The organism is Mesorhizobium sp. M1A.F.Ca.IN.020.04.1.1 (genome assembly GCF_003997315.1).
Classification (GTDB): Bacteria; Pseudomonadota; Alphaproteobacteria; order Rhizobiales; family Rhizobiaceae; genus Mesorhizobium.
Window position 1 is genome coordinate 14,291 of record NZ_RZSN01000019.1, and the last position, 24,670, is coordinate 38,960.

At 65.4% G+C, this 24,670-nt stretch carries 23 protein-coding genes and 1 tRNA gene; 10 read left to right on the forward strand and 14 right to left on the reverse strand.

Annotation, left to right across the window (positions count from 1 at the left end; translation table 11 throughout):
- Window positions 1–4: 4 nt before the first annotated feature.
- Together EOA49_RS06745 and EOA49_RS06750 are read right to left on the reverse strand one after the other, a co-directional pair.
- Window positions 5–1,576 (reverse strand): HAMP domain-containing sensor histidine kinase, encoded by a 1,572-nt coding sequence (locus EOA49_RS06745; RefSeq protein ID WP_127241993.1) that lies wholly within the window; start codon window positions 1,574–1,576, stop codon window positions 5–7.
- Window positions 1,564–2,262, reverse strand: a complete 699-nt coding sequence (locus tag EOA49_RS06750; RefSeq protein WP_067323595.1) for a response regulator transcription factor — start codon at window positions 2,260–2,262, stop codon at window positions 1,564–1,566. The genes EOA49_RS06745 and EOA49_RS06750 overlap by 13 nt, the downstream gene beginning before the upstream one ends.
- Before the next feature lie 638 nt (window positions 2,263–2,900).
- On the opposite strand from EOA49_RS06750, the gene EOA49_RS06760 reads away from it, so the two are divergent.
- Window positions 2,901–3,782, forward strand: a complete 882-nt coding sequence (locus tag EOA49_RS06760) for a CoA ester lyase (RefSeq protein WP_164749198.1) — start codon at window positions 2,901–2,903, stop codon at window positions 3,780–3,782.
- A 56-nt stretch (window positions 3,783–3,838) separates the two neighbouring features.
- Window positions 3,839–4,045 carry a DUF1737 domain-containing protein gene (locus EOA49_RS06765; RefSeq protein ID WP_095776719.1) on the forward strand — a complete coding sequence of 69 codons (207 nt, stop codon included), beginning with the start codon at window positions 3,839–3,841 and terminating at the stop codon, window positions 4,043–4,045.
- A 25-nt stretch (window positions 4,046–4,070) separates the two neighbouring features.
- Here the strand turns inward: EOA49_RS06765 and EOA49_RS06770 are convergent, their stop codons facing one another.
- Window positions 4,071–4,508 (reverse strand): metallopeptidase family protein, encoded by a 438-nt coding sequence (locus EOA49_RS06770; RefSeq protein WP_066991616.1) that lies wholly within the window; start codon window positions 4,506–4,508, stop codon window positions 4,071–4,073.
- Window positions 4,509–4,690: 182 nt separating this feature from the next.
- On the opposite strand from EOA49_RS06770, the gene EOA49_RS33360 reads away from it, so the two are divergent.
- From EOA49_RS33360 to EOA49_RS06785, 3 genes are read left to right on the forward strand one after another with little or no spacing between them, the layout of a single operon-like run.
- Window positions 4,691–5,791, forward strand: a complete 1,101-nt coding sequence (locus tag EOA49_RS33360; RefSeq protein WP_127243099.1) for a hypothetical protein — start codon at window positions 4,691–4,693, stop codon at window positions 5,789–5,791.
- Entirely contained in the window at window positions 5,733–7,208 is a 1,476-nt protein-coding gene (locus EOA49_RS06780) for a DUF6504 family protein (protein WP_095827394.1), read from the forward strand. Before EOA49_RS33360 ends, EOA49_RS06780 begins: the two co-directional genes overlap by 59 nt.
- Window positions 7,205–10,540, forward strand: coding sequence for an error-prone DNA polymerase (locus EOA49_RS06785; protein ID WP_127241449.1), 3,336 nt, complete (start codon window positions 7,205–7,207; stop codon window positions 10,538–10,540). The genes EOA49_RS06780 and EOA49_RS06785 overlap by 4 nt, the downstream gene beginning before the upstream one ends.
- Window positions 10,541–10,564: 24 nt before the next feature.
- Here EOA49_RS06785 and EOA49_RS06790 read toward each other — a convergent pair whose 3' ends face one another.
- From EOA49_RS06790 to EOA49_RS06805, 4 genes are all read right to left on the reverse strand, one after another.
- The gene (locus tag EOA49_RS06790; protein ID WP_067323589.1) at window positions 10,565–10,807 is read right to left on the reverse strand and encodes a Trm112 family protein; all 243 of its coding nucleotides are present in this window, start codon (window positions 10,805–10,807) and stop codon (window positions 10,565–10,567) included.
- A gap of 79 nt (window positions 10,808–10,886) precedes the next feature.
- The gene (locus EOA49_RS06795) at window positions 10,887–11,558 is read right to left on the reverse strand and encodes an LON peptidase substrate-binding domain-containing protein (protein ID WP_067323587.1); all 672 of its coding nucleotides are present in this window, start codon (window positions 11,556–11,558) and stop codon (window positions 10,887–10,889) included.
- Between the two features lie 195 nt (window positions 11,559–11,753).
- Window positions 11,754–12,749 (reverse strand): thioredoxin, encoded by a 996-nt coding sequence (gene trxA / locus EOA49_RS06800; RefSeq protein ID WP_067323585.1) that lies wholly within the window; start codon window positions 12,747–12,749, stop codon window positions 11,754–11,756.
- 86 nt (window positions 12,750–12,835) lie between these two features.
- Window positions 12,836–13,333, reverse strand: a complete 498-nt coding sequence (locus EOA49_RS06805) for a prolyl-tRNA synthetase associated domain-containing protein (protein ID WP_066991899.1) — start codon at window positions 13,331–13,333, stop codon at window positions 12,836–12,838.
- Between the two features lie 207 nt (window positions 13,334–13,540).
- Here EOA49_RS06805 and EOA49_RS06810 point away from each other — a divergent pair.
- Window positions 13,541–13,615 (forward strand) — tRNA-Gly (locus EOA49_RS06810).
- Between the two features lie 67 nt (window positions 13,616–13,682).
- On the opposite strand, the gene EOA49_RS06815 is transcribed toward EOA49_RS06810, so the two are convergent.
- Window positions 13,683–13,976, reverse strand: coding sequence for a hypothetical protein (locus EOA49_RS06815; protein ID WP_127241448.1), 294 nt, complete (start codon window positions 13,974–13,976; stop codon window positions 13,683–13,685).
- 228 nt (window positions 13,977–14,204) lie between these two features.
- Window positions 14,205–14,645, reverse strand: coding sequence for an Lrp/AsnC family transcriptional regulator (locus EOA49_RS06820; RefSeq protein ID WP_095799946.1), 441 nt, complete (start codon window positions 14,643–14,645; stop codon window positions 14,205–14,207).
- Window positions 14,646–14,777: 132 nt separating this feature from the next.
- On the opposite strand from EOA49_RS06820, the gene rocF reads away from it, so the two are divergent.
- Together rocF and EOA49_RS06830 are read left to right on the forward strand one after the other, a co-directional pair.
- Entirely contained in the window at window positions 14,778–15,710 is a 933-nt protein-coding gene (gene rocF, locus EOA49_RS06825; RefSeq protein ID WP_127243100.1) for an arginase, read from the forward strand.
- 2 nt (window positions 15,711–15,712) lie between these two features.
- Window positions 15,713–16,771 carry an ornithine cyclodeaminase gene (locus EOA49_RS06830; RefSeq protein ID WP_067323575.1) on the forward strand — a complete coding sequence of 353 codons (1,059 nt, stop codon included), beginning with the start codon at window positions 15,713–15,715 and terminating at the stop codon, window positions 16,769–16,771.
- A 169-nt stretch (window positions 16,772–16,940) separates the two neighbouring features.
- On the opposite strand, the gene EOA49_RS06835 is transcribed toward EOA49_RS06830, so the two are convergent.
- The 5 genes from EOA49_RS06835 to EOA49_RS06855 form a co-directional block, all read right to left on the reverse strand.
- The gene (locus EOA49_RS06835) at window positions 16,941–17,942 is read right to left on the reverse strand and encodes a substrate-binding domain-containing protein (protein ID WP_127239944.1); all 1,002 of its coding nucleotides are present in this window, start codon (window positions 17,940–17,942) and stop codon (window positions 16,941–16,943) included.
- Between the two features lie 16 nt (window positions 17,943–17,958).
- Window positions 17,959–18,975: an ABC transporter permease gene (locus EOA49_RS06840; RefSeq protein ID WP_127239943.1), complete on the reverse strand. Its 1,017-nt coding sequence runs from the start codon at window positions 18,973–18,975 to the stop codon at window positions 17,959–17,961.
- Window positions 18,972–20,474 (reverse strand): sugar ABC transporter ATP-binding protein, encoded by a 1,503-nt coding sequence (locus EOA49_RS06845; RefSeq protein WP_127239942.1) that lies wholly within the window; start codon window positions 20,472–20,474, stop codon window positions 18,972–18,974. Before EOA49_RS06845 ends, EOA49_RS06840 begins: the two co-directional genes overlap by 4 nt.
- A gap of 105 nt (window positions 20,475–20,579) precedes the next feature.
- Window positions 20,580–21,551: a sugar ABC transporter substrate-binding protein gene (locus EOA49_RS06850; protein ID WP_095776731.1), complete on the reverse strand. Its 972-nt coding sequence runs from the start codon at window positions 21,549–21,551 to the stop codon at window positions 20,580–20,582.
- Between the two features lie 145 nt (window positions 21,552–21,696).
- Window positions 21,697–22,788 carry a helix-turn-helix domain-containing protein gene (locus EOA49_RS06855; RefSeq protein ID WP_127239941.1) on the reverse strand — a complete coding sequence of 364 codons (1,092 nt, stop codon included), beginning with the start codon at window positions 22,786–22,788 and terminating at the stop codon, window positions 21,697–21,699.
- 192 nt (window positions 22,789–22,980) lie between these two features.
- Here EOA49_RS06855 and EOA49_RS06860 point away from each other — a divergent pair, with 192 nt between their 5' ends.
- Window positions 22,981–24,057 (forward strand): class I SAM-dependent methyltransferase, encoded by a 1,077-nt coding sequence (locus EOA49_RS06860; protein WP_095825130.1) that lies wholly within the window; start codon window positions 22,981–22,983, stop codon window positions 24,055–24,057.
- 112 nt (window positions 24,058–24,169) lie between these two features.
- The gene (locus tag EOA49_RS06865; protein ID WP_095776734.1) at window positions 24,170–24,613 is read left to right on the forward strand and encodes a carboxymuconolactone decarboxylase family protein; all 444 of its coding nucleotides are present in this window, start codon (window positions 24,170–24,172) and stop codon (window positions 24,611–24,613) included.
- Window positions 24,614–24,670 lie beyond the last annotated feature (57 nt).

Below are 24,670 nucleotides of genomic sequence, written 5' to 3' on the forward strand. Positions count from 1 at the left end.
GTCCTCACGCGACCGGCAAATTGATCTCGAAGCGCGCGCCGCGTTCGGAGTCAACCAGCGTTATCGTGCCATCATGCGCTTTCAGGAGGGCCAGCACGATGCCGAGGCCCATGCCGGTGCCGCCGGCCTCGCGTCTTGTGGTGAAGAACGGCTCGAATATTCTTGCGCGATTGGCCGCCGAAATGCCGCCGCCGTCGTCGTCGACGTGGAGGGCCACCCTTTCGCCCGCCTTTTCGGCGCCGACCGTCACCTGCTTCGCGCCGTGCCGTGCGGAATTGTCGACGAGGTTGGCGAGCACGATCGCGAGATTCTCGCCCGAGATGCCGAGGCCGATATCGCTGCCCGATTCGACGCGTACCTCCAGCCTGGCCTCGACCGGCAGCAGCGCCAGCGCCGCGCCGATTGTCGTGCTTTCGCCGCTCGGCGCCAGGTTTTCCGCGCGCGCCAGTTCGAGCAGCCGGCGCACCAAGAGATTGAGCCTCCCGGCATCGGTGACGATGTTGTTGGAAAAACGCCGTCGCTCGTCCTCGTCCATCGTCCCGCCGGAATCCCTGAGCAGCTCGGCCGCGCCCTGGATCGCCGTCAGCGGCGATTTCAGCTCATGCGAGACATGGGTGGCGAAGGTCTGGATGCTGTCGGAGCGCGCCTGGAGTTTTTGCGCCATGTCGAGGAAGGCGGCCGACAGCGCCGCCATCTCGCGCGTGCCGTGATGGGCGAGCGGCCGCATTGCCTCGCGGTCGCCGGCGGCGATGCGTTTGGTGCGCTCGATCAGCGCGTAGATCGGCCGGCTGACGGTGCGGATGAACACCAGCGCGATCAGCAGCGTGCCGCCGAGAATCGCGATCGCCGCGAGCGTGACCTTGCCGCGCTCGCCATAGAGATGTTTCACGATGTTGTTCGGCGTCCGCGACATATAGACCACGCCGGCGACCCTGCCGTCGAGCTCGACCGGCAAGGCGACGAAGACGCGCACCTTGGTGCCGCGACTCACCGAATAGAGCGGCGGCGGCGGCTGGTCGGGGATCCGCAGGCGAAGCTCGCTTGCATAGGCGCCTGCGAGCGCCTGCCGCACCTCCTCGACCGCAACGAAAGACTGTCCGACCTCACCGCCGCCGGCAATCACCACGCCATGCGGATCGAGCAGCCGGAAGCCGGCAAGCGTTGTCTTCTGCGCCTCGTCCAGAATGCCGTCGAGCTTTGCGCCTATGGCCGCGAAGTCCGGATCGGCGGTGGCGGGAACGGCCGCCGGTCGCGACGGCATGACATTGTCGGAGGCAAGGTCGAGCTGCGGCTCGATCGGCTGATAGGGGTAATTATTGTCCCTTGCCGGATCCGCCGAGATCGGCGTTCCCAACCGTTCCGGTGCAATGCCGGCCGCGCGCACCGCATCGGCATAGACGGCGGCAATCACCGCGCCCTGTGCGATGAGCTCGCCCTCGGTCTGGCGGATCAGCTGGTTTTCATAGAGCCGGAAGAAGAACAGGCCGACCAGCGGCAGCGCCATCACCACGATCAGGATGGCGACGACCACGGTGGCGAGCCTGGGCCGCCATTTCTCCTTGCTCAGCCACCGCATCGGCCGAGCCGGAAGCCGACGCCATGCACGGTCGCGATCGCATCCGAACAGCCGACCGCCGCCAACTTGGCGCGGATGTTGCGGATATGGCTGTCGACCGTGCGTTCCGAGACATGGATGTTGGATTGGTAGGCATTGGCCATCACCGCATCGCGGCCAAGCACATGCTGCGGGCGGCCAAGAAAACCTTTCAGAATCGCGAACTCGATCGCTGTTAGGGTGAGCGGCTTGCCTTCAAAGCTCGCAGCATGACTTGCCGGAACCAGCACGAGCTTGCCATGCGCGAACTGACGGTCGTCGGCGTCTTCCTCCACCACCGCCGGGCGCGCCCGCCGCAGGATGACGTTGACGCGGGCAACCAGCTCGCGTGGGCTGAACGGTTTCGTCACATAGTCGTCGCCGCCCATTTCAAGGCCGAGGATACGGTCGATTTCTTCATCGCGGGCCGACAGGAACAGCACCGGCACGTCGGAGCGCTGCCGCAGCCTGCGGCAGACCTCCAGCCCGTCCATCTCCGGCATGCCGATGTCGAGCACGATGAGGTCGGGCGCGCGGCGTTCGACCGCTTGCAGCGCGGCGGCGCCGTCGGCGACGGCGGCCGTCTTCATGCCGGCCTTTTCCAGCGCGAAGCAGATGATCTCGCGGATATGCGGATCGTCGTCGGCGACGAGGATGTTGTGCGGCATGGAATCGGCAGCTCGCTGAATACGGTTTTGTCATGACAGGATTAGCAAGCGGGCCGTGCTTGTCGAGAGCGCGCAAAGGCCGCCAGTCGTGAAAGCTGGCGTCAAGACCGAACCGTCCCGAGCGCCGCCGCTCGCATGGCATGTCGCAGCCGTGATCTTGGGATGAAAGGAAGCATGACCGCCGTTATGCGCGGCCTCTGCGGCTCGACCAACCACCAGCCTTCGTTGCGGAGGCGCCGGGGCAGGGACCAGCGGGATCTGTGATGTGTTCGCATGCCGCCTGTTTCGCCGGCGGCTGCGGAAAGCGCGCGGCGGATTGGAGGAGGTTTTCCGCAAGGATTTGCAGATTTCGTGCAGGAGCAAAGTCGTTTCAGGCTGGCGCCGCCTCTCACCTGCCTGCCGGCATCCTCTCCCCGTATAGTGACGGGGAGAGGGGCGCTGCCATCGCCGGCTTCGCCAATCGCCAGCATTGCAGGAGCCGACATCGCGGCCAGGCCCTTTCTCCCCGTCACTATACGGGGAGAAATGCCCGGCAGGGCAATGAGGGGCGGCGCCGGCTTCGACAATTAGCCAGAACGCAAATGAGTTCTATGGTGCCGCGCCTTGCCTCGCCCGCTGCAAGCCGGCATAGATCGGCCATGACCTCTGACACCTACCGCCCGCGCCGCTCCGTGCTCTACGTGCCCGCCTCAAACGACAAGGCGCTGGCCAAGATCGCCTCGCTCGCCTGCGATACCGTCATCATCGACCTCGAGGATGGCGTGGCGCTGGCCGACAAGGTTTCCGCCCGCGACAAGCTTACCGGCATCCTCGCCGCGCGGCCGGCGCGCCGCTGCGAGATGGTGGTGCGCATCAATCCGCTCGGCAGTGAATGGGGCATCGACGACCTGTTGACCGTCGCCAAGGCAGAGCCCGACGGCATTCTTTTGCCCAAGATCGGCACGCCGCGCGACATCCTCGAGGCCGGCGACCTGCTCGACGACAATTTCGCCCCAGATACCGTGAAACTCTGGGCGATGATCGAGACGCCCAAGGCGCTGCTCAACGTCGGCGCCATCGCCGAGCTTGGCCGCGATCCCTCTTCCCGCCTCGCTTGTTTCGTCGCCGGAACGAACGATCTGGTGAAGGCAACTGGCATTTCGGCAACGCCCGACCGGCGCTATCTCACGCCCTGGCTGCTGCAGCTTGTGCTCGCCGCCCGCGCCGGCGGCCTCGACGTGATCGACGGCGTCGCCAACGATTTTCGCGACCTCGACGCCCTCGCGCGGGAATGCGCCGAGGCGGCCGCCATGGGTTTTGACGGCAAATCGCTGATCCACCCCGCCCAGATCGAGCCCGCGAACCGCGCCTTTGCGCCCGCGCCGGAGGCGCTGGCCAGGGCGCGGGCGATCAGGGAGGCGTTCTCACGGCCCGAAAATGCCGGCAAAAGCGTCATTGCGCTGGACGGCCGCATGGTCGAGCGGCTGCATCTGGCGGATGCCGAGAAACTTCTGGCGAAGGCCGCAATCATCGGCGCATGATGCGCTCGAGCGATTCCAGGAAAGATAGACAAGCATTGGTCACGACAGGGTCGAAAATGAAACTCTACCGCTTTCTGTCCGGTCCGGACGATTCCACTTTCTGCCATAAGGTGACGGCGGCCCTGAACAAAGGCTGGCACCTGTTCGGCTCGCCGACCTATGCCTATGACAAGACGACCAAGTCGATGCGCTGCGGCCAGGCCGTGGTGAAGGATATCGAGGGCCAGGAATACACCTCGGACACCAAGCTCAGCGATTGGTAGGAAAGGACGGCAGCCCTCTCATTCGTCACCCCGCCGCTGCCTGCTCGGCCGCTTCCTCGATCCGCTCCATGTCGTCGTCCGACAGGCCGAAATGGTGGCCGATTTCGTGGATCAGCACGTGGGTGACGATGTCGCCCAGCGTCTCCTCGTTCTCGGCCCAATAGTCGAGGATGGCGCGGCGGTAGAGCGTGATGCGGTTCGGCCCCTCGCCGGTTTGCGGGTTCCAGCGCTCGGCGATGCCGCGCCCCTCGAACAGGCCAAGCAGATCGAAGGGCGTCTCCAGCGACAGGTCGTCCATGATCTCGTCGGTCGGAAAATCGGCGATCTGGATGATGATCTCGCCGGTGAGCTTGCGGAACTCCTCCGGCAGATGGGCGTAGGCCTCCAGCGCCAGAAGTTCCATCTCATCCATCGATGGCGAGAGTTGGTCATGCCAGATGCGGGTCTTGTAGATGCGGGCCATGAGGTTTCCTTTGACCTCGGCATATAGGCTTTCGCGCCTGTCGAGGCAAATGGGCCGGCGGCTGGATCTTGGAAGCTGAAAAGCAGAAGGAATAAATTCCTTGCGACTCCGCTTGACTCTTCCAGGCCCCTCTGGAATCTATAAGAACATAACAGGAACAACTACTGCCGGAAGTGAACGTCATGGCGATAAGCGTCGTGGCGCGGGAAACTGTTTTTGCCCTGCGCCGCCAGATCGCGAAGATCGAGGGAACGCTGCCCGAGCGCCTGGAAGCGCCGGCTTCCGGCGCGCCAAAAGCGATTCCAGGAACAGTGCGAAGCGGTTTTCCGTCCGGACTTGCAAAAAAACAAATAGCTGGCGATGCCGCGGGATCGGATGTCACCCCCGAAATCACCATCGTCCGGCGCGGCCTCGCTGTGGCCTCGCCGGATGCCTTCCTGCATACCGGCATAGAACGCCTCGACACTGCCCTCGGCGGCGGCGTGCCCAAGGCGGCGCTCAGTGAAATCCATGGGTTGGAGACCCGCGATGCCGGCGCCGTGGCCGGCTTTGCGCTGTCGCTCGCCAGCCTGATCCTCAAACAGAAGCAGGGCCTGCCGGTCCTCTGGATCGGAACGGCGGAGATTTTCCGCGAGGCCGGCTTTCCCTATGCCAGGGGCCTCCACGCCTTCTTCGGCATCGAGCCCGAACAATTGCTGTTTTCCGAAGCGCCGAAACTGGTCGACGCGCTGTGGATCGCCGAGGAGGCCGCCCGCATGACGGCCTTCGCCGCCGTCCTCCTCGAGATCCGCGGCAGCCCGCGGCTTCTCGACCTTACCGCGACGCGGCGGCTGCACGCCCGCGCCCAGAGCGCCGGCCGGCCGGTGTTTTTGCTGCGTCAGGCCGGCCAGGCCGAGCCCACCGCGGCGCCCGTGCGCCTCATTGTTTCGGCAGCGCCCGCGGCGAGCCGCGAAACGCTCGCCGGCGCGCTGGCCGGCTCGATCGGCCGCCCCGCCTTCACCGTCGATATCGGCAAGAGCCGCACGGCCCTGCCCGGACAATTCACACTGGAGTGGAACCCCGATGAGCACGCTTTTGCCGAAAGAAGGCCCGAGGAAGAGCGGGCAGCGAATTCTGTCGCTGTGGTTCCCCTATCTTTGCGCGGAGCGGATCCTGCGCCAGCGTCTGGGGCGGTCCTGGCGTTCCCGGCCCTCGCATCACCTGCCCCCATCTTGCCCACCGCTTGTGATCAGCCATCGCGACAGCAACGCCCAGCGCATCGCAGCCCTCGACGAGCGGGCTGAGGCGCTGAAGCTGAAGCGCGGCATGGGCATTGCCGACGCGCGCGCCATGCATCCGTCGATCGATGTGGTGGAGGCCGACCCGGAGGCCGACCGCCGCCTGCTCGAAGGCCTCGCCGACTGGTGCGACCGCTACACGCCGCTGGTGGCGATCGACGGCGAGGACGGGCTGTTTCTCGACGTCACCGGCTGCACGCACCTGTTTGGTGGCGAGCGGGCCATGCAGGACGAGATCCTCACCCGTTTCTTCCAGCAGGGTTTCGATGTTCGCGCCGGCCTCGCCTCGACGCCGGGCGCCGCCTGGGCGGCGGCGCGCTTCCACGGCGACCGCATCGTTGCCGGCGGCGAGGAGGCGGCGCTGCTTTCGCCCCTGCCGCTTTCGGCGCTGCGCATCGCGCCGGAAACCCGCGCCAGCCTGGAAAGCGTCGGCCTGCGCACGGCGGGGGCGGTGATGGCCGCACCCCGCGCGCCGCTCGCCCGCCGCTTCGGCGCCACCTTGCTTCTGCGCCTCGACCAGGCGCTCGGCCGGCTCGACGAGGCGGTGTCGCCGCGCCTTCCCGTGGCGCCGCTCTCGGTCGAGCGCCATCTTGCCGAGCCGATCGTGCTCACCGACGACATCGAGCGGCTGGTGAGCCGGCTTGCCGTTGCCTTGAAGGCCGACCTCGAGCGCCGCGGCGAAGGCGCGCGGGCGCTCGCCCTTCTCCTCTTCCGCGTCGACGGCGCCGTCAGCCGCATCGCGGTCGGCACCTCGCGGCCCATGCGCGAGCCGCAGCTGATCCGAAAGCTGTTTCACGAACGGCTGACCGCGCTGGAACAGACCATCGATGCCGGCTTCGGCTTCGACCTCGTGCGGCTGTCGGTGCTTTCGGTCGCCGCCTTCGACATGCTGCAGGGCGACCTTGCCGGCGAGACAAGCGACGATGACGCCGACATCGCTTTATTCGCCGACCGCGTGCGTGCCCGTCTCGGCGAAGCCGCCGTGCTGAAGCCGGTCGTCGTCGATAGCCACCTGCCGGAGCGCGCCGTTACCACGGTTCCTTTCGCGGAGGCGCCGCAAAGGCGCAGGCCGCCGAAGCCCGACCGGACAGCACCGCCGATGACCATCTTCCCGCCGGAGCGGCCGGTACGGCTGTTCCGCTCGCCCGAGCCGATCGAGGTGCCGGCGACCGAGATCCCCGAGGGCCCGCCGATGAATTTCCGCTGGCGGCGCGCGCTTTATCGCGTCGCCCGCGCCGAAGGGCCGGAGCGCATCGCCGCCGAATGGTGGCGGCAGCTGCCCGGTGAGGAAGAGGCGCCGACGCGCGACTATTACCGCATCGAGGACAGCGAAGGGCGCCGCTACTGGCTCTACCGCCAGGGCCTCTACAGCAGCGCCTCGCATGCCGCGCCGCGCTGGTTCATGCACGGCGTCTTCGCATGAACGCGCTGACCGCCATCCCCTATGCCGAGTTCGGCATCCAGTCGAACTTTTCCTTCCTGCGCGGCGCCTCCAAGCCCGAGGAGCTGGTGGTCACGGCGAAATTCCACGGCTTTTCCTCGATCGGCCTTGCCGACCGCAACACGGTCGCCGGCGTCGTGCGGGCCTGGCAGCAGGCCAGGGTCGAGAAGCTGCCCTATCATCCCGGTTGCCGCCTGGTTTTTTGCGACGGCACGCCGGACATTCTGGCTTACCCCCGCGACCGCAAGGGCTGGGGACATCTCTGCCGCATGCTGACGCAGGCCAATCTGCGCGACGAGAACGAGAAGGGCGCGACGCTGCTCGAACTCAACGACCTTCTCGAATGGGGCGATCTGATGTCGCTGGCGATCCTGCCCAACCTGTCGGGAGGCGCGGAAGACAATCTGACGCTCATTAGCCGGCTTAAGGATCGTTTCGGCGCCGCGCTTCGGCTTGCCGTGGCGCCTGATTACGGCGGCAACGACCGCTTCCGTATCGAGCAGGCGGCGGCGATGGCCCAACATCTGCACATCCCGCTGATGGCGACCAACGACGTGCTCTATCATGCCGCCGACCGCCGCCCGCTGCAGGACGTGCTGACCGCGATCCGCCTCAACACGCCGGTTTCCGAGGTCGGGCTGGAGCTGACGGCAAATGCCGAGCGTCATCTGAAGACGCCGCTGGAGATGGCGCGGCTTTTCCGCCGACACCCTGAAGCGCTGGCGGAGACGCTGCGCTTCGCCGACGAGCTCACCTTCTCGCTCAGCGACCTCGAATACAATTATCCGGACGAGCCGACGGAATCCGGGCTCGGACCGCAGGCCGAGCTCGAACGCCTGGCGCGGGAAGGAGCGGCCGTGCGCTATCCGGCCGGAATCCCGGAAGAAGTGCTGCGGCGCATCGGCAGCGAGCTCGCTTTGATCGAGCGGCTGAACTATGCGCGCTATTTCCTGACCGTCTATGACATCGTGAAATTCGCCCGCAGCAAGGGCATCCTTTGCCAGGGGCGCGGCTCGGCCGCCAATTCGGTCATTTGCTTCTGCATCGGCATCACCGAGATCGGCCCTGACCGGATCGATGCCCTCTTCGAGCGCTTCATCTCCGAGAAACGTAACGAGCCTCCCGACATCGACGTCGACTTCGAGCATGAACGGCGCGACGAGGTCATCGCTTATATTTACGAGAAATACAGCGCCAAGCGCACGGCGCTGGCCGCCGCCGTCATCAGCTATCGCGGCCGCTCCGCCCTGCGCGAGGTGGCGAAGGCCATGGGCTTGTCCGAAGACGTCCGGAGCGCCCTGTCGAGCACCATCTGGGGCTGGTCGACCTCGGAGCTCGGCGAAAGGGAAGCCAATGCCGGCGGCCTCGACCGCGCCGATCCGCTGTCGCGGCAGGTGCTGGAACGCGCCAACGAGATCATCGGCTTCCCCCGCCATCTCTCCCAGCATGTCGGCGGCTTCGTCATCACCCGCGACCGGCTCGACGAGGTCGTGCCCATCGTCAAGACGGCGATGGAAGAGCGCAAGATGGTCGAGTGGGACAAGGACGATCTCGACGCGGTGAAGATCCTCAAGGTGGATGTGCTGGCGCTCGGCATGCTGACCTGCCTGAAGCGAGCCCTGACCTTGCTCACGCATCATTATCCGCAGGCGCGTGACAAATACGGCCGGCCGCATCAGTTGAGCTCGCTGCCACCGGAGAACCCTCGCGTCTACGACATGATCTGCCGGGCCGACACGCTGGGCGTCTTCCAGATCGAGTCACGCGCCCAGATGTCGATGCTGCCGCGGCTTAAACCGCGTGAATTCTACGATCTCGTCATCGAGGTGGCTATCGTGCGGCCCGGCCCGATCCAGGGCGACATGGTGCACCCCTATCTGCGTAGACGGCAGGGCAAAGAGAAAGCCGAATACCCGAAGCCGGAATTGAAGGAGATTCTCGGCAAGACGCTGGGCGTGCCGCTGTTCCAGGAGCAGGCGATGAAGATCGCCATCGTTGCCGGCGGCTTCCAGCCGGGCGAGGCCGATGAGCTGCGGCGCGCCATGGCCACCTTCAAGCGCACCGGCACGATCGGCAACTACCGCCAGCGCATGATCGACGGCATGGTCGACAAGGGCTACCAAAAGGAATTCGCCGAACGTTGCTTCAAGCAGATCGAAGGCTTTGGCGAATATGGCTTTCCGGAAAGCCATGCCGCCTCCTTCGCGCTGCTGGTCTATGCCTCCTGCTGGTTCAAGACCTTCTATCCCGACGTCTTCTGCGCCGCGATTTTGAACTCGCAGCCGATGGGGTTCTATCAGCCCGCCCAGCTGGTTCGCGACGCGCGCGACCATGGCGTGGAGGTGCGCGAGGTCGATATCAACCATTCCGTCTGGGATTGCAGGCTGGAGGAGGCCGGTTTCGATCCTTCGCGCATCCTCGAACGCCATGCCTCGATGCGCGGCGTCATCGAGACGGCTCATGCGGTGCGGCTTGGCTTCCGTCAGATCAAGGGGCTTTCGGAGGAAGGGATGGAGGCCGCCGTCGCCCGGCGCGGCGACGGCTATCGATCGGTCAGGGATGTCTGGCTGCGTTCGGGCCTCGATGTTGGCGAGATCGAAAGGCTGGCCCAGGCAGACGCCTTCCGCTCGCTCGGCCTCGACCGCCGCGCGGCGCTCTGGGAGGTGCGCGCGCTGGACGGCAGGAGCGCAGCCGAGAAACTGCCGCTGTTCGACCAGCCCACGCTCCGCCTGCGCGAGCTGGAGCCCGAGACGAAGCTGCCGAAAATGCCGCTCGGCGAGCATGTCGTCCACGACTATCGCTCGCTCGGCCTGTCGCTGAAGGAACATCCCGTCGCCTTCCTGCGCGAGCGGCTTGACCGCGCCGGCATCACCCCTAATGTCCGCCTGCCGTCGGTGCGCGACGGCCGCCGCGTCACCGTCGCCGGCCTGGTGCTGGTGCGCCAGCGCCCCGGCAAGGGCAATGCGATCTTCCTAACGCTGGAGGACGAAAAGGCGATCGCCAATGTCATCATCTGGCCGCGCGTCTTCGACCGCTTCCGCTCTATCGTGATGGGCGCACGCTTCATCCGCGTCACCGGCAAGCTGCAGCAGGAATCGGATGTCATCCACATCGTCGCCGACAGGATCGAGGATTTGACGCCCTGGCTGAGCGTCCTCCTGCAGGAGCCGCCCACCATCGAGCATCAGCCCGCCGGGTCATCGAATGGACCGGAGCGCTCCGCGAACCGCAGCCTGCCGGTGGAGCGGCAGGATGTCGACGCCCTGTCGGGCGCGGCGCAACGGGTCATGCCCAAGGGGCGCAATTTCCAGTAGCGGCAACCGGCCCGCCGGCGCGATTCACGACGGACCGCCGAGCCGCGGCGGCGGCTTGAGCGCGTCTTCGGCCGAGATCGTGCGCGCTTCCGAAGGCAGCATGATCGGGATGCCGTCACGCACCGGATAGGCAAGCTTCGCCACGCGCGAGATCAGTTCGCTGCGCTCGGCGTCCCAGGTCAACGGTCCTTTGGTCAGCGGGCAGGCGAGCAGTTCCAGCAATTTCGGGTCGACCGTGGCTTTGCGCCCGTCACGTCCGTCCGCCATCTCGCTTTTCCATTGTCCAACTGCCGCCGGCCTAAGTGTTGAGATTCAGGTCAGGCCGATTTCACCTGAATCATTGCGCTTACTGCAGGCTCGAGCCAAAATCCTCATCCTCGCGCGCCAGCGTAATTTCGGTGATGGCGATCAGCGTCTCGGCGCGCGTCTTCAGGTCCGCCGCCTCGAGCAGGGCCTGCTTCTCGGCCGGCCCATAGGGCGCCATCATCGACAGCGCGTTGACCAGCATGGCGTTCTCCGCGCGGCTCACGCTTTCCCAGTCGGCCTCGAGGTCGTTGGCCTGCAGATAGGCGCGGAACGCCTTGAGCAGGGCAGGGCGGTCGACCTCGGCACCGGCCGGATCCTCCTCGAGATCGGCGAGGAAGGGTGCCATCCGGCATTGCCGGAACGGCGTCTTGACCGCCAGCTCATCCGTGACGCGGAAGCGGCAGACGCCTTGCAGCGAGATCAAGTAGCGCCCGTCGCCGGTCTCGGCAAGCGAGATGATGCGCCCGGCACAGCCGACGCTGCAAAGCTCGGGCTCGCCGTCGTGGCGCAACGCGCCGTCGAGGCTGGGCTGGATCATGCCGATCAACCGCGGCCCGGCCATCGCCTCATCGATCATCTCCAGGTAGCGCGGCTCGAAAATGTTGAGCGGCATGCGGCCGCCGGGCAGCAGCAGCGCCCCGGCGAGCGGAAACACCGGGATCCTCGACGGCAGATCCCTCGCGAGCCGGTAGCGGGCGTTTCCGACCTGCACCTCAACCCTCCGCCTGCGCTTCAACTCTCGAAAGCGTCGCCGGGCAGCGTATCAATCTGCGATCTCCTCTTACGCAACCCAGCCTGTTTAAACCCTCAACCGGCAGGGGCAAGCCGCTGCCGCCTATCTGGCGCAGTTGGCGCCTTGCGCAAGACCTCCTGGCAAAAGGGGCCAGCAGCAAAGCCGGCAAAAAGCTCAGGAGAACAACAGCGACGACAGCTTGCGCCGCGCCGACAGCGTCGCCTCGTCGGTCATCCCCCATGCCTCGAAGAACTTCAAGAGCTGCGCACGCGCGCCATCGTCGTTCCACGTCCGGTCGGCCCTGACGATCGCCAGCAGGTTGTCGGCGGCCTGCATCCGCTCGCCGCGCGCATTCTGCACCATCGCCAGGTCGAACCGCGCCTGGTGATCGTTCGGATTGGCGGCGAGCCGGCGTTCGAACTCGGCCGGATTGCCGAGCGCGGCGGCTTCCGCCGCGAGCGTCATCTTGGCGCGCAGCGCGGCAAACGCCGGCGCGTCCTTCTTGTCCTCCGGCGCCCTGGCAAGCACCGCCTCGGCGCCTTGGCTGTCGCCGGCCTCGAACAGGATCTCGCCGAGCCCGGCGATGGCCTCGATGGTTTCGGGCGACTGCTCGAGGATCGCATCATAGATGTCGGCCGCGGTCTGGGTGTCGCCCGCCTCGCGCGCCTCGGCGGCCGCGGCCAGCGCTTCGGTGATCTGCGGCGCGCCGCCTCCGCCCTTGCCGCCGACCTTCTGGATGAACTGCGTGATCTGGCTTTCCGGAATGGCGCCCATGAAGCCGTCGACCGGCTGGCCGTCCTTGAAGGCGATGACCGCGGGAATCGACTGGATGCCGAGCTGGCCGGCGACCGAGGGATGGTCGTCGATGTTCATCTTGACCAGCTTGACCTTGCCGCCGGCAGCCTTGACCGCCTTTTCGAGCTGCGGCGTCAGCTGCTTGCACGGGCCGCACCAGGGCGCCCAGAAGTCGACCAGCACCGGCTGGCGGCGCGATTCCTGGATGACGTCGGCTGCGAACGTCGCGGTCGTCGTGTCCTTGACGAGATCCGTGGCCGCAGGCGCCTCGCCGAGCGAGACCTTGCCGCGGTCCGCCCCGCCATATTGCACGGATTGGGCGTACTGGCCGGCATTGCCGCCAAATGAGCCGCTGAACGGATTGTTGTCACTCATGTCGTCGCCCTTTCGGTCGCGTCGTCGCCGGCTTCGGGGGTGCGGCGCGTTATTGTCGGATTTCGGTTTCGCCATCCATGTGGCGATCAGCCCGAGACTTTCAAGATAACAGGATCGTGGCCGGTTGCCTCGACGAATTTGACGAGATCGGCAGCGGCGATGGCCGTCGTCGCTTCATTGGTCAGCGGATGGCCGTTGATGACCTCGTGGCTCATCAATTCCTGGTCCAGAACCACCTTGATCCGCCCGGCCGTGTCGTTGATCAGGCCGAAGATGGTAACCGCGCCGGGAATGACGCCGAGCAGCTCCATCAGCATTTCCGGCTTGCCGAAGGAGACGCGGCTGGCGGCGCCGATCAGGTGGTGGATCTGCTTGAGGTCCACCACGGCCTCCTCGCCGACGGTGACGAGAAAGTAATTGTCCTTCTTGTCCTTGAGGAAGAGGTTCTTGGTGTGGCCGCCCGGGATCTCTCCGCGCAGCGCCTGCGAATCGGCGACCGTGAACAAGGGCGGGTGGCGCACCGTAGAGACGGAAATGCCGAGATCGGCAAGAAATGCGTAAAGCTCGGCTTCGGTCTTCGGCATCGGTCCTCGCATCATCTGGAAAGCTTGTGCCGTTTACGGCCAACGATGCCCTTGGGGCAAGATCGCCCGGTTGAGCCAACCGAATTCGCCTGGTCGAAACGCACCCCTCGCTTTATGAAGAGCTAGCTCCAAAGACCGTCATTTCCCTGTTGCAATCGCCGCGCTCTTCGGCCATATAGGCGCGGCTTGCGGCCCAAGGCCGCGCGAGCGGGTGTAGCTCAGGGGTAGAGCACAACCTTGCCAAGGTTGGGGTCGGGCGTTCGAATCGCCTCACCCGCTCCAGTTTCCTTCAGGGAATCAAGCAAACGAAAAGCCGCGGTTCGCCGCGGCTTTTTCGCGTTTGTAGCCTTCAGAACAAGATTCCGTTGCGCGCCGTCCCCCATACTGTGGCGACGCAGTGAACGATCCCGATCGGCAGCGCCAGCAACGGCTTGGAGCGGATCAGAAGGATATAGATCGTGAATTGGGCGCATGCCGCGAGCAGCCCAGGCAAAGCGCCAGCGCCCGCCATCATCAGCAGCATCATCCAGGGGACCACGACGAAACCGGGAACGTTCGTTCCGTGCCCTGCGCCCATCGTTAAAAGCGCGATGAGGAACCCGACAAGGCCCAGGCCGGCGCCGGCCGCGATTGTCTTCAGCATGACGCTGCTCTCCGCGATCTGTGGCTCGGCCCATGCTGGCCGGGCAAAATAGAGGAACGTCGCGACGGAAAGGAAGCGCCCTGCCGCCCACTCCTGACGGTTTGGCGCCTTTGCTGGAACAATTCCAGGAAAGTCCCTAACGGCTCTTCCTCCTCGCCGAAGCCTTCAGTCCGGAATTGCGCAAAAAAGGAAGTCGAGCGGTTCGGCGTTTCCATAAAACGAACCGCTCTACCCAAGCCTCGCCCTCGTCGTCCTCGGCGTCGCCAACAGCAGGCTCGTCTCGCTGCCGGTGATCCCGGGGATCAGCCGGATGCGACGCAGCACGGCGTCGAAGTCCGTGAGTGAGGCGGTGCCGAGTTCGACCACCAGGTCCCAGCGGCCGTTGGTGGTGTGGATGGTCGACACCTCGGGAAAGCCGCCGAGCGCCCTGATCACGCGGTCCGCGGCATGGCCCTCGATCTCGATCATCATCACGCCGCGTATCCTCTGGTCAACCGTGTCGGCGCGCAGCACCACCGTGTAGCCGATGATCTCGCCGGACTTTTCCAGCCGCTCCATCCGCGCCCTGACCGTCGCGCGCGAGACGCCGAGATCGAGCGCGAGATCGGAGACGCTGCGCCGCGCATCGTGCCTCAGAAGCGTCACCAGTCTCTCGTCGAGCGCGTCCATGTTGACCATTTCGAACAGCCGATATGCCCACTATGATAGATCGGCCTTTTCGAAATGCCAATTTACCCTATTCAAACCGCCAGGCAGCGGTGGTTCACTCCGGCAAATCAAACGCAAAAGCGGAAAGAAGTGATGCGCTGCAGGATCGTTGGCGCGCCGGTGCAGGACGGCGCGGGCCGGATGGGATGCGAGATGGGGCCGAGCGCGCTGCGCACCGCAGGTCTTGTCGCGGTGCTGTCGGAGCTTGGCCATGAGGTCGAGGACTGGGGCGCGGTTGAGAAGGCGGCGGCGCGCCCTGTCGCTCATGGCAATCTCGCCCTGAAGGCGCTGCCCGAAATCTCCGCCTGGACGGCGGCGATTTCCGAGACCGCCTACGCCGCGTCGAAGGATGCCATGCCGATCTTCCTCGGCGGCGACCACTCGATCTCCGCCGGCACGGTCTCCGGCGTGGCGCGCCGCGCCGCCGACCGCGGCCGGCCGCTCTTCGTGCTGTGGCTCGACGCCCACCCGGATTTCCACACGCTCGACACCACCACCAGCGGCAATCTGCACGGCGTGCCGCTCGCCTATGCCAGCGGCCGTCCCGGCTTCAACGGCTATTTCCCCGACCTGCCCGCCGCAGTCGACCCGGCCCGCGTCTGCACCATGGGCCTGCGCAGCGTCGATTCTGCCGAGCGCCGCGCGCTGAAGGAAGCGGGCGTGACCGTGCACGACATGCGCGCCATCGACGAGCACGGCATCGCCCCGCTGCTGCGCGCTTTCCTGGCCAGGATCGAAGAGGCAAACGGGCTGCTGCATGTCAGCCTCGACGTCGACTTCCTCGACCCCTCGATCGCGCCGGCCGTCGGCACCACGGTTCCCGGCGGCGCCACCTTCCGCGAGGCGCATCTGGTGATGGAGATGCTCTCCGACAGCGGCCTGGTCTCCAGCCTCGACCTGGTCGAACTGAACCCGTTCCTCGACGAACGCGGCCGTACCGCGACCCTGATGGTCGACCTTACCGCCAGCCTGATGGGCCGCCGCATCATGGACCGCCCGACCCGCAGCCATTCCGGAAGCCTCTGATCATGACCCAGCCGTCCCGCCTTGCCATCGTCCCCTTCGTCAGCGTCGACCGCATGATGAAGCTTGTGCTCGCCATCGGCCTCGAGCGCTTCCTCACCGAGCTTGCCGGCTATATCGAGGAGGATTTCCGCCGCTGGGAGCTGTTCGACAAGACGCCGCGCGTCGCCTCGCACAGCCATGACGGCGTCATCGAGCTGATGCCGACCAGCGACGGCCGCCTCTACGGCTTCAAATATGTCAACGGCCACCCGAAGAACATGCGCGAAGGCCGCCAGACCGTCACCGCCTTCGGCGTGCTCGCCGATGTCGGCTCCGGCTATCCGATGCTCTTGACCGAGATGACGATCCTGACGGCGCTGCGCACCGCCGCGACCTCGGCGGTTGCCGCCAAATATCTGGCACCGAAAGGGTCGCGCGCCATGGCCATCATCGGCAACGGCGCCCAGTCCGAGTTCCAGGCCGTCGCGTTCAAGGCGCTGCTCGGCATCGACCGGCTGCGGCTCTACGACATCGACCGCTCTGCTTCCGAAAAATGCGCCCGCAACCTCGCCGGCAAGGGCTTCGACATCACCATCTGTTCGACCGGGCAGGACGCGGTGGAAGGCGTCGACATCATCACCACGGTGACCGCCGACAAGCAGTACGCCACCATCCTCACCGACAACATGGTCGGTTCCGGAGTCCACATCAACGCCGTCGGCGGCGACTGTCCCGGCAAGACCGAGCTGCACCGCGATATCCTTTTGCGCTCCGACATCTTCGTCGAGTTTCCGCCGCAGACGCGCATCGAGGGCGAGATCCAGCAGCTCGACGCCGATCATCCGGTCACCGAGCTGTGGCAGGTCATGACCGGCCAGGCCGAGGGCCGCAAGACGAAGGAGCAGATCACGCTGTTCGATTCCGTCGGCTTTGCAACGGAGGATTTTTCCGCGCTGCGCTATGTCCGCGACCAGCTCCAGGCGACCGGCCTCTACGAGGAGCTCGACCTGCTCGCCGACCCCGACGAGCCGCGCGACCTATTCGGCATGCTGCTGAGGGCCGCCATGCAACCTGCCGCGTGAGGGAATGAGCGCGTGATCTCCCCCCTTGCGGGGGAGATGGCCGGCAGGCCAGAGGGGGTCGCCTCGCGTGGAGCGCCAACCTCCATCTGCCGCAGCAGGCCGAGCCCAGTCGGACCGACCCCTCTGTCGCCTTCGGCGACATCTCCCCCTCAAGGGGGGAGATTACACGCTACTTCTGCACCGCCGCGCAGCTTTCCCTCTCCACCAGCACTGGCGCCAGCACCTCGCGGCGCGACGGCGCCTCGGGCTCGCCGACGCGCTCGAGCAGCAGGCTGACCGCCCGCGTTCCGATCTTTTCGACCGGCTGCGCGATCGTCGTCAGCGGCGGCCATGTGGTGACCGCATAGGGGATGTCGTCGAAACCGATCAGCGACATGTCGTCGGGCACCCGCAAGCCGCGCGTGCGCAACGCGGTGATGGCGCCCATGGCCATCAAATCGTTGCAGGCGAACACCGCCGTGATCTCCGGCGCCTGCGTCATCAGCCGCTCCATCGCCAGGCGTCCGCCGGCGAAATGATAGTCGGAATCGACCACCGACGAAGCGGGCAGGTCGATACCTGCCTCCGCGAGTGCCCGGGTAAAACCGCGCAGGCGGGCCGGGCTGGAGCTCGAATCGCGCGGACCGCCGATGACGCCGATTTTGCTGTGGCCGAGCCCGACCAGATGGCGCCCGGCGAGATAGCCGCCGTGATCGTGGTCGACCAGCACGGAATCGACATGGACAGAATGGATCTCGCGGTCGAGCAGCACCGCCGGCAGGGCGGCGGACAGGTGCGAGAACACCCGCGCATGGTCGGACGAACCGGCGAAGATCAGCCCGTCGATCTGCTTTGCCATCAACACCGACAGATAGCGCTCTTCCTTCTCGGCGCTGCCATCCGAGTTGCACAGGATCACCGTATAGCCGGCCACGAAGCCGGCATCCTCGATCTGGCGCGCCACGCTGGCGAAGAACGGGTTGGAATTGTCCGGGAGCAGCAGGCCGATGGTCTTGGTCTCACCGCGCCTCAGGCTCCGCGCCAGCGAGTTCGGGCTGTAGCGCAGGGCGGTGATCGCCGCGCGCACGCGCTCGGCCGTCTCGGGCTCGACATGACGCGTGCGGTTCATCACATGCGAGACCGTTGCGACGGACACCCCCGCATAGCGCGCGACATCGGCAATTGTGGTCATGGTTCCCTCTGACCCTCTAGCGGATCCTCCGCAACAGCCTCTCCCGATAAGCGTCTAGGATGACGGCGAGCACGATGACAAGGCCAATCACGATCGGTTTGAAATTGTCGCCGACGCCGAGCAGCTGCAGCCCGGTGCTGAGCACCTGCAGGATGCAGGCGCCGACCAGCGTGCCGATGATCGAGCCCTTGCCGCCACTGAGGCTGGTGCCGCCGATGATGACGGCGGCGATTGCATTGAGCTCGTAGCCGACGCCAGCGATCGGGCTGCCGATGTTCAAGCGCAGCAGATAGACCATGGCCGCGATGCCGGCCGTCAGCCCGCTGATGGTGAAGGCCGCGACCTTGTAGAAATCCGGATTGTGGCCGGAGAGGCGCACCGCCTCGTCATTGGTGCCGACGGCGAAGATCATGCGGCCGAACACGGTGAAGCGCAGCACGAACCAGCCGGCCGCGATCACCAGCACCGCGACCAGGAAGATCGACGGCAGGAAGCCGCCGATGATCAGATTGCCGAAATCGACGAAACTCTGCGGCAGGCCGGTGATGGTCGAATTGTCGCTGACCACGCGAGCGGCGCCCGCCGCCATGTTGAGCATGCCGAGCGTGACGATGAAGGAAGGGATCTTCCAGCGCGTCGAGATCCAGCCGTTGAGGAAGCCGCAGGCAGCACCGGTCGCCATGCAGGCGAGCAGCGCCAACGTGATCGCGACGGCCGGCGACAGGCTTTCGTCAATCATGACGGTGGCGCCGACCACGGTGCAGAGCGCCAGCACCGAGCCGACCGAAAGGTCGATGCCGCCGGTGAGAATGACGAAGGTCATGCCGGCGGCGAGCACGGTGTTTATGGCGATCTGCACGAAGATCTTCAGCGCGTTGCCGGGCGTGGCGAAGTAAGGCGCTGTGAGCGAGAAGAACAGCGTGATCAGCACCAGCGCCAGAAGCACGCCGGCGTCGCGGATCAGGACGCGCAGGAACTTCGCCTTGCCGGGAGAAACAGGCGCCGACACGAGGGTTTCGGACGCCTCGCTCATGGTCGCACATACTCCTGGTAGGCGAGCGACAGGATGCGCTCCTGGTCGAATTCGGCTCGCGGCACCTCGCCGACGATCTTGTTCTTGGAAAAGACGATGATGCGATGGCACATGCCCATCAGCTCGGGCAGGTCGGAAGACACCATGATGATGCCTTTTTGAGCCGCCGCCAGCATCCACAGAAGCTGGTAGATCTCGCGCCGCGCGCCGATGTCGACGCCGCGCGTCGGCTCGTCGAGGATCAGCGTCGAGGTGCCGCGGAACAGCCACTTGGCCAGTACCACCTTCTGCTGGTTGCCGCCCGAGAGGTTGCGCACCGCCTGCTCGATCGAGCTTGCCTTGACGCGCAGCTGGCCGATGAGATCGTTCGCTGCCGCGGCTTCGGCCCGGCGGTTGACCAGCCCGTGGCGCGACACCTTGCCGAGATCGGTGATGGTGATGTTCTTGTCCACGGCCAGATCGAGCAGCAGGCCCTGGCCTTTGCGATCCTCGGTAAGCAGGCTGAGCCCATGCCGCACGGCATCCTTGGGCGCCGTGATCGCCACCGGCTTGCCGTCGATCTCGACGACGCCGTCGAGCCTCGGATCGGCGCCGAACAGGGCCCGCATGGCTTCGGTCCGGCCGCTGCCGACCAGACCGGCCACGCCCAAGATCTCGCCGTGGCGGACGTTGAAGGAAATTTCGGGCGTCACGGCGCTGCGCTTCAGATTGGTGACGCTGAGCGCGACCTTGCCCGGCACGATCGAGGCGTCGAAGCCGAATTCGTCGGCGATGTCGCGGCCGATCATCATGCGCACGACATCCGGCACGCTGAGGCCGTGGAGGTCGCGGGTCGCGACCAGCCTGCCGTTGCGCAAGATTGTCACCCGGTCGCCGATCTCGAACACCTCGTGCAGCCGGTGCGAGATGTAGATGATGGTGACGCCCCTGGCCTTCAGCCGCTTGATGATAGCGAACAGCCGCCCGATCTCCGGCGGCGTCAGCGTCGCCGTCGGCTCGTCGAGCACCAGCAGCTTGCTGTCGTAGCTCAGCGCCTTGGCGATCTCGACCAGCTGCATCTGCGCGACGCCAAGCGCTTCGACCCGCGTCCTCGGATCGACATCGAGCCCGACTTCCTTGAGCAGCGCGACGGCGCGCCGGTTGAGCGCCTTGCGGTCGACGATGCCGAAGGCGCGGCGCGGCAGGTTTTCCAGCATCAGGTTCTCGGCGATGCTGAGATAGGGCAGTAGGTTCAGCTCCTGGTGCACGATGCGGATGCCGCTTAGCTGCGCGTCATGCGGCGTCTTCGGCTGATAGGGCTGGCCGTTGAAGGCGATCGTCCCGCTGTCCGGCTGGTAAATGCCGGCCAAGAGCTTGATCAGCGTCGATTTGCCGGCGCCGTTCTCGCCGAGGACGATATGCGTCTCGCCGCGCGCGATCGACAGCGAGACGTCGCTCAGCGCGACCACGCCGGGAAAGATTTTTCCTACCCCTTCAAGGGAAAGAACCCCATCGTCCATGCAGCAATCCTGAATGGCGCTCATCGCCGCCGGCTGCTTGCCGGCGGCGATGATGAGACAAGCGAATGGATGGCGCCAGAGGGAGTCCCGGCGCCTGTGCTCGCCTCAGGCGGTGATCAGCTTGACGTCGGTCTTGACCCAGCCCGAGAACTTCTCGCCGGCAAGCTCGCGCAGGCCGTAGTCGATGCCCATGGCCGCCATCTGCGCGCCATACTGCTCGACCGTGGCGAGCATCTTGCCTTCCTTGAGCAGCGGGCCGACGGCCGGAATGTTGTCGAAGCCGACCACCTTGATCTGACCCGACTTGCCGGCTGCGTCGATCGCCTTGACCACGCCGAGCGCCATCGAGTCGTTCGCCGCCATCACGCCCTGGATGTCCGGGTGCTGGGTGAGGAAGTTGGTCATCAGCGTGTTGGCTTCCTCGGTCTCCCAATGCGCGGTCTTCGAATCGAGCAGGTCGAGGCCGTGCTCCTTCACCGAATCGTCGAAGCCGAGCTTGCGCTGCTTGGCGTTGTCGGCTTCCGGATTGCCTTCGAGGATGACGACCTTGCCGCCCTTGCCCAGCGCCTTGCCGAGCGCGTCGCCGGCGAGCTTGGCGCCGGCGCGGTTGTCCGGCCCGAAGAAGGCAAGGTCGATGCCGGCCTTCTTCTTGGCCTCATCGTCGAGCGCGACGTCGATGTTGATGACCTTGATGCCGGCCTTCAGCGCCTTGGCGATCGGCGTGACCATCGCCTTCGAATCGGCCGGCGCCACGACGATGATGTTGTAGTTCTGGGTGATGAAGTTCTCGATCGCATCGACTTGCGCGGCGAAATCGCGCTCGTCCTTCATGCCGACGGCGGCGAAATCGAACTTGTCCTTGTTCTTGGCCGCATAGTCCTCCGCGCCGGCCTGCATCTGCTTGAAGAACTCGTTGGCCAAAGACTTCATGACCAAGCCTACCTTCGGCTTGTCGGCCGCAAACGCCGGACCGAACGGCAGCGCAAGCGCGCCGGCCGCCAGCGCGCTTGTCTTGAGGAACCGACGACGCGAGAACGATCCCAGGTCGAGCCCGCGGGTATTTGAAACCTTGCTCATACTTTCCTCCTCCTGAATGGGCGTAATCGGTTACGTAACCGATTACGCAAAAAACTACTGCTTGTCTTCGTCGGATGTCAACACGCTCGCGGAGGAAGCGTACCCCGAGCGGCCTGCCGGGCGGATATCGCAGCGTCGGCCCGGCTTAGGTCTGCCGCTGGCTATTTCCCAGCCGGAGTTCGACGCTCTCGTCGGGCAAATGCCTTTGCGCATAGGCGGGGATCTTGAACCGCTTGCGGTATGCGCCGGGCGCCAGCCCCGTCACACGTTTGAACAAGCGACGGAAGAACGCAGGCTCTTCGTACCCGACCTGCCAGCTGACGTCGTCGATTGACGCGTCGGTGCGCTCCAGTCGGCGCTTGGCGTCCTCGATCCTCAAGCGCTGTACATAGGCGATCGGGCTCAGGCCGGTCGCACTCGTGAAACGGCGTTTGAAGGTGCGCTCCGTGAGCTGGGCGCAGCGGATCATCTCTTCTATGGGATTGGCGACCGAAAATCGGGTGGCGATCAAGTCCTGCGCCGCCTGAACGGCAAGATCGCCATGATCCTTGCGACCCTCAAAGATGATGTAGGGCGCAAGACCGTCCTGATGCCACTGCAGCGCGAATGAGCGCGCCACGGCCTGGGCTGCGGTCGCGCCGGCGTGTCGGGCGATCAGGTACAACACCAGATCATGCCAGGTCATGGAAGCACCCGAGGAGATGAGCTCCTCTCGCTTGCCCGACACCACCAGCACACGATCCGGGTGGACAGGCACTTGTGGAAACGTCCGGCCGAAGTCGCCGGCGTAGCCATAATGCACGGTCGCGTCCACGCCATCGAACAGACCGGTTTCGGCAAGCAGGAAGATGCCTGAGCACGCCGAGCACAAGAGCGCGCCGCGGCCATGCATGGCGCGGAACCACTCGATCAGTTCCGGATGCAGGTCCTTTCGCCAGCCGTTCGGCCCAAGCAGGATCGAAGGAACAATGACGATGTCGGTCATATCCACCTCCGCCACACTTCGCTGAACCATGACCGGCACGCGGCTGGCCAGTTCCAGAGCGCCCGTTTCTAGGCCGACGATCTCAATCTCGAAGGGCGGAGCCTGGCGCGGCTCGCTGCCCGGCAGCGGCATTATTTTGAAGGCATTCATCACGTCGAAGATGCCCGACAACGTGGACACCACGGCCTCTGGAATGGCCACCAGACTCACGTGAAGCGGCTCGGATGCGGCAGTGGTGAAGTGACGATGCATGTCGGCTAATCCATGTCGCAGGTGCCGCAACCATAGCGCCCGGCGCGCGCGGCCGCCAGTTTCTCTCCTGACGACGGGCCAGTGGCACAAATGGCCCGATTCTGGAGAGTCGCGCTCTCCCGTTTCTTCCCTGTTCCTGCGATTCAGCCGCTGCCTCGGGATTGCCCGAGCGCTTGGACAGGAGACTTGGACATGGAGCATACCCACAACCATAAGATCGATCCGGCAAAACTCGATGCGCTCGTCGCGCGAGCGATCGGTGATATTTCGGCCGGCTACGGCGGAGTCATGATCAGCCTCGGCCACCGTCTCGGTCTTTACAAGGCCATGGCGGGCCTCGGACCCCTCAGTGCCCGCGCGCTCGCGGGGCGCGCCGGCTGTGCCGAACGTTACGTACGCGAATGGCTCAATTCCCAAGTGGCGGGCGGCTATATCGTTTACCACCCGGTCAGCGACACCTACGAGTTGACACCCGAACAGGAAGTCGTGCTCGCCGACGAGGACAGCGCCGTCTTCATTCCCAACGCTTGGGCGGTGCCCGCTTCGATGTGGGCCGACGAAGAGAAGGCCGTAGAGGCTTTCCGCACCGGCAAGGGCATCGCCTGGGGAGATCATGACGGACGCCTGGCCTGCGGCGTGGCCGCCTTTTACCGGAACGGCTACAAGGCCAGTCTCGTGAGCGAATGGCTGCCATCCCTGGAGGGCGTCGTCGAGAAGCTCAGGACTGGTGCGCTTGTCGCCGACATCGGGTGCGGTCACGGCCATTCGACGGCGCTCATGGCAAAGGCCTTTCCGGCTTCCCGCTTCCATGGCTTCGACAATCACGAAGACTCGCTGGTGGAGGCCCGTCGCGGCGCCGCCAAGCAGAGCTTGGAAGGGCGCGTGGCGTTCGAAAAGGCGCGGGCCGACGACTACCCGGGCAGCGGCTACGATCTGATCTGCTTCTTTGATGCTCTGCATGACATGGGCGATCCTGTCGCCGCGGCAGTGCATGCATCAAAGGCGCTGGCGCCGGACGGGACGGTGATGCTGGTCGAGCCTTTCGCCAATGACCGGGTCGAGGACAACATCTCGCCGGTGGCGAGAATGTATTACGCGGCCTCCACCACCATCTGCTGCGCCCACGCTATTTCGGACGGCGGCCGCCTCGTGCTGGGCGCCCAGGCCGGCGAGGCACGGCTGGCGGAAGTGTTCCGCAAGGCCGGGTTCACCCGTTTCCGTCGTGCCTTCGAGACGCCGTTCAACTTGGTCCTCGAGGCCCGGCTCTGACCTTCGAAAGCTAACACCGGTCGGTCGCAGCGGACGACTTCCGGCCTCGCGGCGCAAAGGGGGCGCGGGGCGGGCGGCAATCCCTTCGATCCCAACAAACAGGAGACTGATCATGAAAAACATTCTCACAGGCATAGGCTTCGCCATCGCTACCGTACTTGCCGCACCGCTCGCCGTTGCGCAGGAACTGCCGGCGGCCGAGCAGACCTACAAGGAAATCGAGGCGACGCTCGGCATCGTGCCGAGCCATATCAAGGCCTATCCAAAGTCGGCAGTCGCCGGCGCTTGGGCGATGTTCAAGGGTCTCGAGCTTCAACCCAAGAACAACGCTCTCGAACCGAAGGTAAAGTCGCTCATCAACGTCGCGGTGGCGGCGCAGATTCCGTGCCGTTACTGCATCTGGCTGGAAACCAAGATGGCCAAGGACCGCGGCGCCACCGACGAGGAGGTCGCCGAAGCCGTGGCCCATGCCGGCTACGTCCGGCACTGGAGCGCCGTGCTGAATGGCCTGCAGATCGACTTCGAAACCTTCAAGACCGAATTTGGCGGCGACTGACGGCAGGCGGTGCCCGGCGTTTCAACCGGGCACCGCCCCTTCCTGCACGCCCTACCA

Bases quoted from the DNA above. Each gene is read 5' to 3' on its own strand.
- EOA49_RS06745 (WP_127241993.1), bottom strand. From the start codon at position 1,576: ATGCGGTGGCTGAGCAAGGAGAAATGGCGGCCCAGGCTCGCCACCGTG.
- EOA49_RS06750 (WP_067323595.1), bottom strand. From the start codon at position 2,262: ATGCCGCACAACATCCTCGTCGCCGACGACGATCCGCATATCCGCGAG.
- EOA49_RS06760 (WP_164749198.1), top strand. From the start codon at position 2,901: ATGACCTCTGACACCTACCGCCCGCGCCGCTCCGTGCTCTACGTGCCC.
- EOA49_RS06765 (WP_095776719.1), top strand. From the start codon at position 3,839: ATGAAACTCTACCGCTTTCTGTCCGGTCCGGACGATTCCACTTTCTGC.
- EOA49_RS06770 (WP_066991616.1), bottom strand. From the start codon at position 4,508: ATGGCCCGCATCTACAAGACCCGCATCTGGCATGACCAACTCTCGCCA.
- EOA49_RS33360 (WP_127243099.1), top strand. From the start codon at position 4,691: ATGGCGATAAGCGTCGTGGCGCGGGAAACTGTTTTTGCCCTGCGCCGC.
- EOA49_RS06785 (WP_127241449.1), top strand. From the start codon at position 7,205: ATGAACGCGCTGACCGCCATCCCCTATGCCGAGTTCGGCATCCAGTCG.
- EOA49_RS06790 (WP_067323589.1), bottom strand. From the start codon at position 10,807: ATGGCGGACGGACGTGACGGGCGCAAAGCCACGGTCGACCCGAAATTG.
- trxA (WP_067323585.1), bottom strand. From the start codon at position 12,749: ATGAGTGACAACAATCCGTTCAGCGGCTCATTTGGCGGCAATGCCGGC.
- EOA49_RS06805 (WP_066991899.1), bottom strand. From the start codon at position 13,333: ATGCCGAAGACCGAAGCCGAGCTTTACGCATTTCTTGCCGATCTCGGC.
- EOA49_RS06815 (WP_127241448.1), bottom strand. From the start codon at position 13,976: ATGCTGAAGACAATCGCGGCCGGCGCCGGCCTGGGCCTTGTCGGGTTC.
- EOA49_RS06820 (WP_095799946.1), bottom strand. From the start codon at position 14,645: ATGGACGCGCTCGACGAGAGACTGGTGACGCTTCTGAGGCACGATGCG.
- rocF (WP_127243100.1), top strand. From the start codon at position 14,778: ATGCGCTGCAGGATCGTTGGCGCGCCGGTGCAGGACGGCGCGGGCCGG.
- EOA49_RS06830 (WP_067323575.1), top strand. From the start codon at position 15,713: ATGACCCAGCCGTCCCGCCTTGCCATCGTCCCCTTCGTCAGCGTCGAC.
- EOA49_RS06835 (WP_127239944.1), bottom strand. From the start codon at position 17,942: ATGACCACAATTGCCGATGTCGCGCGCTATGCGGGGGTGTCCGTCGCA.
- EOA49_RS06840 (WP_127239943.1), bottom strand. From the start codon at position 18,975: ATGAGCGAGGCGTCCGAAACCCTCGTGTCGGCGCCTGTTTCTCCCGGC.
- EOA49_RS06845 (WP_127239942.1), bottom strand. From the start codon at position 20,474: ATGGACGATGGGGTTCTTTCCCTTGAAGGGGTAGGAAAAATCTTTCCC.
- EOA49_RS06850 (WP_095776731.1), bottom strand. From the start codon at position 21,551: ATGAGCAAGGTTTCAAATACCCGCGGGCTCGACCTGGGATCGTTCTCG.
- EOA49_RS06855 (WP_127239941.1), bottom strand. From the start codon at position 22,788: ATGCATCGTCACTTCACCACTGCCGCATCCGAGCCGCTTCACGTGAGT.
- EOA49_RS06860 (WP_095825130.1), top strand. From the start codon at position 22,981: ATGGAGCATACCCACAACCATAAGATCGATCCGGCAAAACTCGATGCG.
- EOA49_RS06865 (WP_095776734.1), top strand. From the start codon at position 24,170: ATGAAAAACATTCTCACAGGCATAGGCTTCGCCATCGCTACCGTACTT.